Source organism: Streptomyces sp. 150FB (genome assembly GCF_000818195.1).
In the GTDB taxonomy this organism is placed as follows: domain Bacteria; phylum Actinomycetota; class Actinomycetes; order Streptomycetales; family Streptomycetaceae; genus Streptomyces.
The window spans coordinates 1,415,295-1,428,254 of record NZ_JTHL01000001.1 but is presented as its reverse complement, the minus strand read 5'-3'; the positions used below and the strand labels follow the sequence as shown (position 1 = coordinate 1,428,254).

The 12,960-nt window shown below is 71.3% G+C and carries 13 protein-coding genes; 8 read left to right on the top strand and 5 right to left on the bottom strand.

All coding sequences use genetic code 11. The annotated features are described in order from the left end of the window. The coding region (locus QR77_RS05740) for a BTAD domain-containing putative transcriptional regulator (protein ID WP_040027365.1) at nt 1-1,542 on the bottom strand (1,542 nt) is incomplete at its 3' end. Between the two features lie 223 nt (nt 1,543-1,765). Here QR77_RS05740 and QR77_RS05735 point away from each other — a divergent pair. Then, complete coding sequence (locus QR77_RS05735; protein ID WP_040020045.1) at nt 1,766-2,662, top strand: LysR family transcriptional regulator; 897 nt, start codon at nt 1,766-1,768, stop codon at nt 2,660-2,662. A gap of 85 nt (nt 2,663-2,747) precedes the next feature. On the opposite strand, the gene QR77_RS05730 is transcribed toward QR77_RS05735, so the two are convergent. Beyond that, nucleotides 2,748-3,545 (bottom strand): SDR family oxidoreductase, encoded by a 798-nt coding sequence (locus QR77_RS05730; RefSeq protein WP_052488558.1) that lies wholly within the window; start codon nt 3,543-3,545, stop codon nt 2,748-2,750. 172 nt (nt 3,546-3,717) lie between these two features. Between QR77_RS05730 and QR77_RS46505 the strand changes: the two genes are divergently transcribed. From QR77_RS46505 to QR77_RS05695, 7 genes are all read left to right on the top strand, one after another. Beyond that, nucleotides 3,718-4,128, top strand: a complete 411-nt coding sequence (locus tag QR77_RS46505; RefSeq protein WP_040020043.1) for a hypothetical protein — start codon at nt 3,718-3,720, stop codon at nt 4,126-4,128. A gap of 286 nt (nt 4,129-4,414) precedes the next feature. Continuing rightward, a complete protein-coding gene (locus tag QR77_RS05720) occupies nt 4,415-4,939 on the top strand; it encodes an AAA family ATPase (protein ID WP_040020041.1) in 525 nt (174 codons plus the stop codon). Nucleotides 4,940-5,044: 105 nt separating this feature from the next. Continuing rightward, on the top strand, nt 5,045-6,073 hold the full coding sequence (argC, locus tag QR77_RS05715) for an N-acetyl-gamma-glutamyl-phosphate reductase (protein WP_040020040.1): 1,029 nt from the start codon (nt 5,045-5,047) through the stop codon (nt 6,071-6,073). Further along, complete coding sequence (gene argJ, locus QR77_RS05710) at nt 6,070-7,239, top strand: bifunctional glutamate N-acetyltransferase/amino-acid acetyltransferase ArgJ (protein WP_040020039.1); 1,170 nt, start codon at nt 6,070-6,072, stop codon at nt 7,237-7,239. Before argC ends, argJ begins: the two co-directional genes overlap by 4 nt. Then, nucleotides 7,236-8,273, top strand: a complete 1,038-nt coding sequence (gene argB / locus QR77_RS05705) for an acetylglutamate kinase (RefSeq protein WP_052488557.1) — start codon at nt 7,236-7,238, stop codon at nt 8,271-8,273. Before argJ ends, argB begins: the two co-directional genes overlap by 4 nt. Continuing rightward, nucleotides 8,270-9,469 (top strand): acetylornithine transaminase, encoded by a 1,200-nt coding sequence (locus QR77_RS05700; RefSeq protein ID WP_040020038.1) that lies wholly within the window; start codon nt 8,270-8,272, stop codon nt 9,467-9,469. Before argB ends, QR77_RS05700 begins: the two co-directional genes overlap by 4 nt. 10 nt (nt 9,470-9,479) lie before the next feature. Beyond that, on the top strand, nt 9,480-10,016 hold the full coding sequence (locus QR77_RS05695) for an arginine repressor (protein ID WP_040020037.1): 537 nt from the start codon (nt 9,480-9,482) through the stop codon (nt 10,014-10,016). Between the two features lie 17 nt (nt 10,017-10,033). On the opposite strand, the gene QR77_RS05690 is transcribed toward QR77_RS05695, so the two are convergent. The 3 genes from QR77_RS05690 to QR77_RS05680 form a co-directional block, all read right to left on the bottom strand. Further along, nucleotides 10,034-10,999: a PfkB family carbohydrate kinase gene (locus QR77_RS05690; RefSeq protein ID WP_040020036.1), complete on the bottom strand. Its 966-nt coding sequence runs from the start codon at nt 10,997-10,999 to the stop codon at nt 10,034-10,036. After that, nucleotides 10,996-12,483, bottom strand: a complete 1,488-nt coding sequence (locus QR77_RS05685; protein WP_040020034.1) for a cytosine permease — start codon at nt 12,481-12,483, stop codon at nt 10,996-10,998. Before QR77_RS05685 ends, QR77_RS05690 begins: the two co-directional genes overlap by 4 nt. An 80-nt stretch (nt 12,484-12,563) precedes the next feature. Further along, on the bottom strand, nt 12,564-12,960 hold a 397-nt coding region (locus QR77_RS05680; protein WP_040020032.1), incomplete at its 5' end, for an ADP-ribosylglycohydrolase family protein.

The window sequence follows — 12,960 nt, the reverse complement described above, 5'->3', positions numbered from 1 at the left end:
GGTACGGCTGCCGCCGGTCAGCAGGCGGAACCGGTCGTCGAGCCGGCCCGCGAGCTGGTCGACGGACATGGTGCGCAACCGGGCCGCCGCCAGTTCGATCGCCAGCGGCATCCCGTCCAGCGTCCGGCAGACGCGCACCATCGTCGCCAGCGTGCGGGCGTCGACCGCGAGGTCCCGGCGCACCGCCCCTGCCCGGTCCCGCAGCAACTGGACGGCGGGTGACGCCTCGATCTCGGCCGGGCCCGCGTCGCCCTCCGGCAGAGCCAGCGGCTCGACCAGCCACAGCGCCTCCCCGGTGATGCCGAGCGGTTCCCGGCTCGTCGCCAGGATCCGCAGCCGCCGGCACTCCCCGAGCACCCGGTGGGCGAACACCGCCGCCGACTCGATGACGTGCTCGCAGTTGTCCAGGATCAGCAGCGCCTCCCGCTCGCGGATCGCGGCGATGAGCCGGTCCGTCAGCTCGGCGTTCGGGGGCCCACCGAGCAGGGCGTCCCGGAGGCCGAGCCCGGCGAGCGCCGCCTGCGCCACGTCGCCGTCCGCGCCGATGGCGGCCAGCTCCACCAGCCAGGCCCCGTCCGGCAGGTCGCCCAGCAGCGTGCGCGCGGTCTCCGTGGCCAGCCTGGTCTTCCCCGAGCCACCAGGACCGAGCACGGTGGTGAGCCGGTGCTGGGACATGAGGTCACGGACCGCGGCGACATCGGTGCCTCTGCCCACGAAGGTGGTCAGCTCGGCGCGCAGGTTGGTCTTCCGGCTCGCTTCTCCCCGTCCCAGGTTGTTCCGTCTCAGGTCGCCCCGCCCCGGCTCACCGCGCCCCAACTCGCCGCGCAGGAGCGCGACGTGCAAGGCGGCCAGCTCCGGCGAGGGGTCGACGCCCAGCGCATCGGCCAGCGCCTCCCTCGCGCGCTGGTACACCAGCAGCGCCTCGCTGTCGCGGCCTGCCGCGACGAGGGCGCGCATCAGCGCGGCGACGAGGCGTTCCCGTACCGGGTGCGCGGCCACCAGGTCGGTCAGCTTCGTGACCATCTCCCCACCGCGCCCGAGAGAGACCTCCGCGTCGGCCCACTCCTCAGTGGAGGTCAGGCGCAACCCTTCGAGCCGGACGACAGCGGCGTCGAACGCGGCGCTGTCCTGGAGGCCGACGTCCTGCATGGCCGCACCGCGCCACAGATCGAGGGCCTCGCGCAGCACCCGTACCCTCCGGGAGCCGTCCCCGGTGCGGGCCTGGCCGACGACGAGGCGTTCGAACCGTACGGCGTCGACGGCGTCGGGCTCCACCCGCAACCGGTAGCCGTCCGGCTGCCCTTCGACCACCCCGTCCGGCAGTAGCTTCCGCAGCCGGGAGACCAGGCGCTGGAGGGCGTTCGTCGCGTCGGCGGGCGGGCGCTCCCCCCAGATCCCGTCGATGAGCGACGCCTTCGGGACCGAGTGCCCCGGCCTGAGCGCGAGGACGATCAGCAGTGCGCGCAGTCGCGCGCCGGGTACGTCGGTCAAGCCGCCGTCGTCGTCGCGAACCTCGAATGGCCCCAGTATCCCGATCTGCACCCGCTGATATTGCCACGGGCGTTCGGCGGGCACCCAGTTACCCGACGCGCCGTGGTGCTCGTGAGGGAGCGGCGAGTTGGCCTTCGGTAACTTCAGTAACTTCGCCCTTCCGCCACCCCGACCTCTCCACTCCGTGTCGAGGTCCGAAAGGGCGACTCACCTACTATTGCGACGATCACAACGGGGCGAACCGCAGTCCACCGCAGGGAGGGGACGGGAGCCGATGAGCCTTCGTCAGTACGAATACGCCCTGGCCGTCGCCGAACAGGGCTCGGTGACGGCGGCGGCGGAGCTGCTGCGCGTCGCTCAGCCGTCGGTGTCCCAGCAGATCCGAGGGCTGGAGCGGGAACTCGGCGTGAGGCTCTTCGCCCGTACGCCGACCGGGCTGGTACCCACTGTCGTCGGCCGCGCGTTCCTGCGGGAGGCGGAGGTCGCGGTGAACGCGTCGCGACGGGCGAGGGCGACCGCGCGGGCCGGTGCCGACGAGCTGGTGGGCGAGCTGGTCGTCGCGGCGCAAATGGGCTTCGGCACGCGGCAGTTGCCGCGCGCGCTGGGCGCGCTGCGCCGCCGCTTCCCGAGGCTGGAGGTCACCGTCTTCGAGGAGCCGAGCTCCGCCGAGCTGGACCGGCTCTGTCGCCGGGGCGTGCTGGACCTCGCGCTGATGGCGGCGTGCGAGCGGACCCCCGCCGACGCCCACCATCTCGGCGACGAGGAGTTCGTCGTGGTGCTGGGCGCCGGGCACCGGCAACTCGCCGCGGACCGGGTCGAGCTGCGCGAACTCGAGGGGGAGCCGTGGGTGAGGTTCGACCGCGACAGCGCGCTCGACGGCGTGCTGCTGAGCGTGCTGCGGGACAACGAGCTGACCCCGGCCACGGCCGCCCGCGTGTCCCAGACGGCGACGGCCGTGCGCTGGGCCGCCCACGGGCTGGGGGTCACGCTCGTCCCGGCCTCAGCGGTGCCCCACGGTCACGAGCACCTCGTTCGCCCGGTGTTCCCGGTCGTGTCCCAGCCCGTCATCGCCGTGGTCCGGCAGGACGCGGGCCCGGCGGAGACGGCCCTGCTCGAACTCCTCCGTAAGGAGATCTGGTCCGAGCCCGCTTTCTCCGCACCGGTGTCCTGACGGCCGAGGAAAAAGCGGGCGCCGCTTCATTCTTTTCTGTCGAAACCGGCGTTCCGGAATATCGGCGGCGTCAATATCGTCGGCGTCACCCCCTGGGGAATTCACCGCCGTCCACGACCAGCTTGCTGCCGGTCAGCCAGCTCGCCCGGTCGGACACGAGGAACAGCACCGCGTGGGCGATGTCGTCGGGCTGACCGTCGCGCCCCAGCGGCGTGGTGTCGTCCGCGTTGGTCTCGCCCGGCCCCGCGTCCATGCGCGCGGCCACCTCGGCCCACTGCTCCCGCGTCGCTTCGCCGCCAGGGGTGGCGACTCTGCCGGGACTCACGGTGTTGACCCGGATCCCGGACGGGGCCAGCTCCACGGCCAGTCCCCGGCTGTAGTTCTCCAGCGCAGCCTTCGCCGTGGTGTAGTGCAGGAACGGTCCTACCGGGGTGAGGACCGCGGCCGAGGAGATGTGCACGATCTTCCCCGAACGCCGCTCCCGCATCCCTGGTACCAGCAGCGAGTCCAGCCGCACCGACGCCAGGAAGTTCAGGTCCAGCGCGTCCTGCCACTCCTCGTCGGGGATGGCCAGGACGCCCTCGTGCGGTCGCGCCCCGCCCGCGTTGTGGACCAGGATGTCCACCCCGCCGAGCACCTCCCGCGCGGCGGCGGCGAGCGCCTGGGCTCCGGCCCGTGTCCGTACGTCGGCCTCCACGAAGATGGCCCCCTCGGGGGCCGTACCCGCCGCAGACCTGGCGGTCGTGAGCACCTCGGCGCCCGCGTCCAGGAGTTGGCGCACGACGGCCGCTCCGATCCCGCGAGAACCACCCGTGACCAGGGCCCGCTTTCCCGCGAGTTCTCGCGTTCCCGATCCATTCTCGCCATTCTCGATTGTGGTCATGCCACCGGTCCTCTCAATTGCGTGTGAGCCCGCTCGACGGAAAATTCGACGTGCGCGGAGCGCGAATTCCCAGAGAAATCGCGGTGAGCGCCTCATCGAGTTGTTTCAAGGTACGGGCGGCAGAGAATGAGAGGCAAAGACGAAATAGCAGCAGATGCCATAGGGAGTTCCTATGGCACGGGCCCTGGCGTGGGATCAGCAGCGCGGTGGCCGCGGATCCGGCGACGGCGAGAGCGGCCAGGCTGCCGACCGTGACCGTACGGGTGGTGAAGCGGGCGGTGACGGCCCGGCTGACCGGGGCTCCGGCGAGGTAGCCGACCCCGAGCGCGGCCGGGAGACCGGGGGTGGAAGGGATGTGGGCCGCACCGGCACGCAACTCGCCCGCGAACCGTCGCAGCGCGGTGCTGTCGGGGCGCGGGGGGAGCCGTGGTGGCGGGACCGCGGAGTTCCCCTCGCCCAGTTGTGGACTCCGGTCTCGGCAGCCAAGGAGAGCCCGGTGGCCAGTGTCGAACCGGTCAGGCGGAGCACGAAGAAGGGGGCCGCGACCAGCAGTAACCAGTCTCCGAGGCTGGACAGCAGTTGACCGGCCGCCGCCAGCCGGTAGTCGCGGACCCGCAGGACACCGAACACGCCTGACCCCCGTCCCGGGCGCCCCGACGCGGCACCTTGGTGCCGAGGGCGGGCGCCGCCGATGCCTATCAGCCGCGTTCGCTTGCGCTGCAAGGGGGCCTGGGCGCGTCAGCCATGTTCGGGGCCCTTGGGATCCCGATCCGGGCCGGTGGCAGCCGCGTGCCAAGCCTCTTCTGCGGTGCCCGTTCTGTGACGTGGTCGGCACCGGCCCGCGGCTCGTACACCGCTAGCGTCGGCCCATGATCGTATGGCTCAACGGCACCCATGGCGCAGGCAAGACGACGACCAGTTCACTCGTACAGCAACTGATCCCGGATTCCCGGGTGTTCGACGCCGAGAAGGTCGGCGAGACGCTCATGGACATCAAGCCGGGGCTGCCCGCGACGGACAACTTCCAGCACTGGCCGCCGTGGCGGCCGGTCGTCGTCGATACCGCCCGCCGCGTACTCGACTACACCGGCGGCACCCTGGTGGTGCCCATGACCGTCCTGGTCGAGCAGTACTGGCGCGAGATCAGCACGGGCCTCGCCCAACACGGCATCCCGGTACGACACTTCGTCCTCCACGCCGACCAGGACACCCTGCGCGGGCGCATCGCGGGGGACACTGTTCTCGGCCCCAACTCCCCGTTCCGGCTCAAACACCTCGAGCCCTACGCCGAGGCGGCCCGCACATGGCTGCATGCCGAGGCCGAGGTCGTCGACACCACGCACCTCACGCCCGCCCGGGCCGCCCACCAGATCGCGGAGGCCGTCAAGGGCTGAGGTCGGTCCTGGGGTCCGCCCAGGGGGCCGCCGGATAATAGGCACGGCCGTTGCATAAAGCTGCGGTGGAACGTATAGTCATGCCATATCTGAGGAGGGTTTCCGATGGCTGTACGTGCAGCGGTGGCAGGAGCGAGCGGGTACGCGGGTGGGGAACTGCTCCGTCTGCTTCTCGTCCACCCCGGGGTTGAGATCGGCGCGCTCACCGGCAATTCCAACGCCGGGCAGCGCCTCGGCTCGCTCCAGCCGCATCTGCTGCCGCTGGCCGACCGGGTGCTCCAGGAGACCACCGCCGAGGTGCTCGGCGGGCACGACGTGGTGTTTCTCGCGCTGCCGCACGGGCAGTCCGCCGCCGTCGCCGAGCAGCTCGGTGAGGACGTGCTCGTGGTCGACATGGGCGCCGACTTCCGGCTGAAGGACGCCGCCGACTGGGAGCGGTTCTACGGTTCCGCGCACGCCGGGACCTGGCCGTACGGGCTGCCCGAGCTGCCCGGTGCCCGCGCCGCGCTCGCGGGGTCCCGGCGGGTCGCCGTGCCCGGATGCTTTCCGACCGCCGTCTCGCTCGCGCTGTTCCCCGCGTACGCGGCGGGCTTCGCCGAGCCCGAGGCCGTGATCACCGCAGCGAGCGGCACTTCCGGCGCCGGCAAGACCGCCAAGCCGCATCTGCTCGGCTCCGAGGTCATGGGCTCCATGTCGCCGTACGGCGTCGGCGGCACCCACCGGCACACCCCCGAGATGATCCAGAACCTCAGCGCCGTCGCGGGGGAGCGGGTCAGCGTCTCCTTCACCCCGACGCTCGCCCCGATGTCGCGCGGCATCCTCGCGACCTGCTCCGCCAAGGCCAAGCCGGGCACGAACACACGGGACCTGCGGGACGCGTACGAGAAGGCCTTCGCCGACGAGCCGTTCGTCCACCTCCTGCCCGAGGGGCAGTGGCCGGCCACCGCGTCCGTCCACGGTTCCAACGCCGTACAGCTCCAGGTCATCCACGACGCGTCCGCGAACCGGATCATCGCGATCAGCGCCATCGACAACCTCGCCAAGGGCACCGCCGGCGGCGCGGTCCAGAGCATGAACATCGCCCTCGGCCTCCCCGAGGACACCGGACTCTCCACGATCGGAGTGGCACCTTGAGCGTCACCGCAGCGCAGGGATTCACGGCGGCGGGCATCGCCGCCGGGATCAAGGAGAGCGGCGGCCCCGACCTGGCCCTCGTCGTCAACACGGGACCGCGCCGCGCGGCGGCGGGCGTCTTCACCTCCAACCGCGTCAAGGCCGCCCCCGTCCTCTGGTCCGAGCAGGTGCTCAAGGGCGGCACGGTGAGCGCCGTCGTCCTCAACTCCGGCGGTGCCAACGCCTGTACGGGCCCCAAGGGCTTCCAGGACACCCACGCCACCGCCGAGAAGGCCGCCGAGGTCCTCGGCGGAAGCGGTCACGGTGAACACAGCGCCGGCGAGATCGCGGTCGCCTCGACCGGGCTGATCGGCGTACTGCTCCCGATGGACCGGCTGCTGCCCGGCATCGGGAAGGCCGCTGCCGAACTCTCCGAGCACGGCGGCGAGAAGGCCGCCATCGCCATCAAGACCACCGACACCGTGCACAAGACCGCCGTCGCGGGCGGCGCGGGATGGACCGTCGGCGGCATGGCCAAGGGCGCCGGCATGCTCGCCCCCGGGCTCGCCACCATGCTGGTCGTCCTCACCACCGACGCCGACGTCGAAGCGCCCGCGCTCGACACGGCGCTGCGCGCCGCCACCCGTACCACCTTCGACCGGATCGACTCCGACGGCTGCATGTCCACCAACGACACGGTGCTGCTGCTGGCCTCCGGAGCCGCCGGGGTGACGCCCGCGCCCGACGAGTTCGCCGAGGCGGTCCGTACTGTCTGCGCCGACCTCGCCCGCCAGCTCATCGGCGACGCCGAGGGCGCGTCCAAGGACATCAGGATCGAGGTCGTGGGCGCCGCTTCCGAAGACGACGCCGTCGAGGTGGGCCGTTCCATCGCCCGTAACAACCTCCTCAAGTGCGCCATCCACGGCGAGGACCCCAACTGGGGCCGGGTGCTCTCCGCCATCGGTACGACGAGCGCCGCCTTCGAGCCGGACCGGCTCAATGTCGCGATCAACGGCGTATGGGTCTGCCGGGGCGGCTCGGTGGGCGAGGACCGCGACCTGGTCGACATGCGGTACCGCGAGGTCGGGATCACCGCCGACCTGGCGGCCGGCAGCGCCTCCGCCGTCATCTGGGCCAACGACCTGACCGCCGACTACGTCCACGAGAACAGCGCGTACTCGTCATGACCGAGCCCACCGAGCCCACCGAATCCCCTGAGCTCACAAACCCCACAGAACCCGCGCCCCAGCCCACCGCGCGCCTCCACACCGCCCTCCCCAAGGCGCAGATCCTCATCGAGGCGCTGCCCTGGCTCACCCGCCACAACGGCAAGACCGTCGTCATCAAGTTCGGCGGCAACGCCATGATCGACGACGAGCTGAAGGCGGCCTTCGCCCAGGACGTCGTCTTCCTCCGGCAGGCCGGTCTCAGGCCGGTCGTCGTGCACGGCGGCGGCCCGCAGATCAACGCGCAGCTCGACCGCCACGGGCTGGTCAGCGAGTTCAAGGCCGGGCTGCGCGTCACCACCCCCGAGGCGATGGACGTCGTACGGATGGTGCTCGCCGGGCAGGTCCAGCGTGAGCTGGTGGGGCTCCTCAACCAGCACGGGCCGCTCGCCGTCGGCATGACGGGCGAGGACGCGCGCACCATTACGGCGACCAAGCTCCGCCCGCGTATCGACGGCGAACTCGTCGACATCGGCCGCGTCGGCGAGATCACCGCCATCGACACGGGCGCCATCGAGACGCTGCTCGCCGACGGCCGGATCCCGGTCGTGTCCTCCATCGCGCGCAGCGCCGAGGACCACCACGTCTACAACGTCAACGCGGACACGGCCGCCGCCGCGCTCGCCGCCGCGCTCGGCGCCGAGACGCTGATCGTCCTCACCGATGTCGAAGGCCTCTACGAGGACTGGCCCAACAGCGACGACGTGATCAGCCGGCTCACCGCCACCGAGCTGGAGCGACTGCTGCCCGAGCTGTCCAGCGGCATGGTGCCGAAGATGGAGGGCTGCCTGCACGCCGTACGCGGCGGCGTCAACACCGCCCGCGTGATCGACGGCCGGGTCCAGCACTCGATCCTGCTGGAGATCTTCACGGACGAAGGCATCGGCACGATGGTCGTACCGGACGGACAGAGCACAGCGGCAGCGACAAGCACAGCGACCCGGACAGCGACAAAGACAGCGGCCGAAGCCGCGACCGAAGGGGGAGCGCAGTGACCGGCAACGAGGAGCTCGCACAGCGCTGGCAGGGCGTCATGACGGACAACTACGGTACGCCGAAGCTGTCCCTCGTACGCGGCGACGGCGCCACCGTCTGGGATGCCGACGGCACCCCGTACACCGACTTCGTCGGCGGTATCGCCGTCAACGCGCTCGGCCACGCCCACCCCGCGATCATCGAGGCCGTGTCCCGGCAGATCTCGTCCCTCGGGCATGTCTCCAACCTCTACATCGCTGAGCCGCCCGTCGCCCTCGCCGAGCGGCTCATTCAGCTCTTCGGCCGCCCCGGGCGGGTGTTCTTCTGCAACTCCGGCGCCGAGGCGAACGAAGCGGCCTTCAAGATCGGCCGGCTGACCGGCCGCTCGCACATGGTGGCCACGGAGGGCGGATTCCACGGCCGCACCATGGGCTCCCTCGCGCTGACCGGCCAGCAGCCGAAGCGCACACCGTTCCTGCCGCTGCCCGGCGATGTGACGCATGTGCCGTTCGGGGACACCGAGGCGCTGCGCGCCGCCGTCACCGAGGACACCGCGTTCGTGATCATCGAACCGATCCAGGGCGAGCTGGGGGTGGTCGTACCGCCGAAGGGGTATCTGGAGGCCGCCAGGGAGATCACCAGGGCCACAGGCACACTGCTCGTCCTCGACGAGGTGCAGACCGGCGTCGGCAGGACAGGTACCTGGTTCGAGCACCAGGCCCACCAGGGCGTGGAGCCCGATGTCGTCACCCTCGCCAAGGGCCTCGGCGGCGGGCTGCCGCTCGGCGCCACGATCGCTTTCGGCGCTGCCGCCGACCTGCTCCTGCCCGGCCAGCACGGTACGACGTTCGGCGGCAACCCGGTCGCCTGCGCCGCCGGGCTCGCCGTACTCGACACGATCGCCGAGGACGGAATCCTCGACGAGGTCAAGCGCCTCGGCGAGCGGCTGCGTGACGGGGTGGAGGGGCTCGGACATCCGCTCGTGTCCCATGTCCGTGGTGCGGGCCTGCTGCTGGGTATCGTGCTCACCGAGCCGCTCGCGCCCCAGGTGCAACAGGCGGCTCAGGGAGCCGGTCTCCTGGTGAACGTGCCCGCGCCCGACGTCGTACGGCTGATGCCACCGCTGATCATCGGCGACGACGAGGTGGACGAGTTCCTCCAGGCACTGCCCGGCATCCTCGACACCGCGCACCGGGACGGACGAGCAGCAGAGTGAGACGACGACGATGACCGAGATCCAGGAATCCGAGCACGGCGGGCCGTCAGTGCCGCAGACCCGAACGGCCCGCCACCGCAGGATCGTGGACATCCTCAACCGGCAACCCGTGCGCTCGCAGAGTCAGTTGGCGAAACTGCTCGCCGACGACGGGCTGCATGTCACCCAGGCGACGCTCTCCCGCGACCTGGACGAGCTGGGAGCGGTGAAAATCCGCAACACCGGCGGGGAGTTGATCTACGCGGTGCCGAGCGAGGGCGGTTACCGCACCCCGCACGCCCCGCTGGGCGAGTCGGCGAAGGAGGAGCGGATGCGCCGTCTCTCCGCCGAACTCCTCATCTCCGCCGAGGCGTCGGGCAATGTCGTGGTGCTCCGCACTCCGCCGGGCGCCGCGCAGTTCCTCGCCTCGGCCATCGACCAGGCGGAGTTGAGCGACATCCTCGGCACGATCGCCGGGGACGACACACTGATACTGATCAGCCGCGACCCGGCGGGCGGCCAGGCGCTCGCCGACCATCTGCTGAAGCTGGCGCAGAACGACCGCTGAGGCTTTCAGGCAGTGCCTCAGGCGGCGCCCGCGCCGAACAGCCGTTCCGCCAGCGGGTCATCACCCAGGAAGGCGGCAAGTTCCGCGCGGTTGGGGGCTGTTGCCGGGCCCCTGTGCTGTACGGCGTACGCCGCCGCCGCGTTGGCGGCGCGCGCCGCCGTGGGCGCGTCCAGGCCCTGGCCCAGGAGCGCGAGGAACGAGCCCACGTGCGCGTCCCCGGCGCCGTTGCTGTCGACGGCCTTCACCGGGAAGCCCGGCACATGCACCGGATCGGCGCCGGGCGCCGCCAGCCAGCAGCCGTCGCTGTCCGCCCGTACGATCACCCCGGCGCCCGGCGCCAACCGCCGCCGGAGCGCCTCCGCCGCGGTACGAGGGTCCTCGTGGCCCGACATCAGCCGCGCCTCACGCGCGTTGGAGCTGAGCCAGTCCGTACGGGCGAGCACAGGGCCGAGCACCGCTTCGGGGATGTCCGCCACCAGCGGCGCCGGGTCGAGACACACCACGACCCCGGCCGGCAGCCGCGCGGTGAAGGCGGACAGCAGCGGGCCGTTCACGGGCATCACCAGGCCGTACCCGGAGACCTGCACCAGATCCCCGGGGCGCAACTGCCGCTCCACGGCGGCCACATCGGCCTCGGTCAGCTCCGCGTCGACGCCGAAGCTGGTGACGAACGTACGCTCACCGCCGGCGTCGACCAGGGCCACCGTGAAACCGGTGTCCCCGTCCTCGCGTACGGGCAGCAGCGCCTCGATGCCCTCGGCGGCGAGCGCGGTGCGTACGAGGTCGCCGTACGGTCCCGTGCCGTGCAGCCCGGCGAACACCGCCTCGGTGCCCAGCCGGCGGGCGGCGACCAGGGTGTTGAAGCCGCCGCCCGCCGTCAGCTCCGTACGGGAGCCGATGACGTCGCCGCCGCGCTCGGGCAGGGCGGGGATCTCGATCACCAGATCGGCGATGACGTTCCCCGCGAGCACCAGACGGCTCATCGTCCGGCCTCCTGGAGTGTGGAGCCGGAACCGGAGCCGGACGTGGCCGGGGCCTCGGGAACGGTCCTCGGACGGCGGTGCCACACCGCGTACACCGCGGCGCCGACCGCCATCGAGATCGCCCAGCCGAGCCCGTTCACACCGAGCCAGGAGTCGGCGAACGGCCCGGCGAACCAGACGTCGGTGTCACTCGTCGACGCCTTCGTGAACAGGAGCCCCACCACGATCGCCACGGCCCACGCCGTGACGGCCGGCAGATGGAAGCCGCCGGTGTACCAGTAACGGCTGGTGCGCGAGGTGTCCATCAGCGCGACCGGGTCGTACTCCCGGCCGCGTACAGCGTCCACCAGGATCACCCCGACCCACGCCGAGATCGGCACGGCGAGCAGTGTCAGGAAGGTGGAGAACGGACCGTAGAAGTCCTTGGCGATCAGCATGAAGTAGATGCCGCCGAGGAACATCAGCACCACGTCCACACCGACGGCCAGCGGCCTCGGCACCCGCAGCCCCAGCGTGATCATCGTCAGACCCGCCGAGTAGGTGGACAGGTGGTTCGACATCAGCAGTCCGCCGAAGGCCGCGATCAGGTACGGGATCGCCATCCACGACGGCAGCATCCCGTTGATGGCGGCGACCGGGTCGGAGGCGCTGGCGAGCGTCTTGTCGCCCGCCGACAGCAACGAACCGAGCGAGATCAGCAGGACCAGCGGAACACCGGCGCCGAACGCCGATGCCACGACCAGCTTCCGGCCCGGGATCGAACGCGGCAGATAACGCGCGTAGTCCGCACCCGCGTTGGCCCAGCCGATGCCGGTGCCCGCCGCGATGAAACCGATGCCGGCGATGACACCGCTGGCCGGTCCCGCGTGGATGTCCAGGACCTTGTTCCAGTCGACGGTCGCCACCAGGAAACCCATCACGATGAGGTTCAGGATGCCGAAGCCGACCGTGGCCCACTTGTTGATCCACATGATGGTGGCATGGCCGAGGCCGCTGATCAGCAGTGTGCAGGCGATGAAGACCAGCAGACACACCACGGTGAGTACGGTGTTCTGGTCGACCCCGAAGATGATCCCGAGCAGTGCCAGCAGGGCGTACGCGGCGGTGGTCGTCGTGATCGTCTCCCAGCCGACCCGGCTCAGCCAACTGATCAGCGTCGGCCCCGCGTTGCCGCGCTGCCCGAAGATCGCCCTGGAGAGCGTCAGCGCGGGCGCGCCGCCCTTCTTGCCCGCCAGGCTGAGCACCCCCACCAGCGCGAACGAGCCGAAGGAACCGACCACGGCGACCAGGATCGCCTGCCAGATGTTCAGCCCCCGGAAGGCCACGAGTGTGGCACCGAGCGGCAGCCCGAGGATGGAGATGTTGGCGGCGAACCACGTCCAGAACATCTGTCCGGCGTGGCCGTGCCGTTCGTTGTCGGGGACCGGTTCGATCCCTCGGGTCTCAATGGCACCGACGCGATCGTTCGTCGTCGAAGCGGTCATGACGGAACCTCCTAGCACGTTGCGAAGGGGTGGTGGGGAAGCCGCTGTCTCCGGTCGTCCCGCCTGCGGGCGGGGCGCCGTCAGGCGGGTTGTCGGCGCAGTGTCAGCAGGCGTGCTGTCAGCGACTCCAGATCGAGGGAATTGACGTCCCTGAGCGTCCGTACGGCATCCGGCGGCAGCGCGGCCAGCCCGGCCACCGATCCGGCGATCGCGCCCGCGATGGCGCCGATGGTGTCGCTGTCACCGCCGAGGTTGGCGGCGAGCAGCGTGCTGCGCCACGGGTCGCCCCCGGCCACCGAGAGTACGGCGAACGCGGCGGGTACGGACTCCTGGCTGGCCACGCTCGTACCGACGAGCGCGCAGATCAGGTCAAGGGCCTCGGCCTCCGGCACTCCCCGTACGAGGTCGCGGGCCCATTCGATCCGGGCCGCGATGTCGGCCCCGGCGATCCAGTGGCCCCGGCGCGCGCCGGCCCGG

Excerpts from the sequence above, each read along its gene's own strand:
- QR77_RS05735 (WP_040020045.1), top strand. The coding sequence starts at position 1,766 with ATGAGCCTTCGTCAGTACGAATACGCCCTGGCCGTCGCCGAACAGGGC.
- QR77_RS05730 (WP_052488558.1), bottom strand. The coding sequence starts at position 3,545 with ATGACCACAATCGAGAATGGCGAGAATGGATCGGGAACGCGAGAACTC.
- QR77_RS46505 (WP_040020043.1), top strand. The coding sequence starts at position 3,718 with ATGGCACGGGCCCTGGCGTGGGATCAGCAGCGCGGTGGCCGCGGATCC.
- QR77_RS05720 (WP_040020041.1), top strand. The coding sequence starts at position 4,415 with ATGATCGTATGGCTCAACGGCACCCATGGCGCAGGCAAGACGACGACC.
- argC (WP_040020040.1), top strand. The coding sequence starts at position 5,045 with ATGGCTGTACGTGCAGCGGTGGCAGGAGCGAGCGGGTACGCGGGTGGG.
- argB (WP_052488557.1), top strand. The coding sequence starts at position 7,236 with ATGACCGAGCCCACCGAGCCCACCGAATCCCCTGAGCTCACAAACCCC.
- QR77_RS05695 (WP_040020037.1), top strand. The coding sequence starts at position 9,480 with ATGACCGAGATCCAGGAATCCGAGCACGGCGGGCCGTCAGTGCCGCAG.
- QR77_RS05690 (WP_040020036.1), bottom strand. The coding sequence starts at position 10,999 with ATGAGCCGTCTGGTGCTCGCGGGGAACGTCATCGCCGATCTGGTGATC.
- QR77_RS05685 (WP_040020034.1), bottom strand. The coding sequence starts at position 12,483 with ATGACCGCTTCGACGACGAACGATCGCGTCGGTGCCATTGAGACCCGA.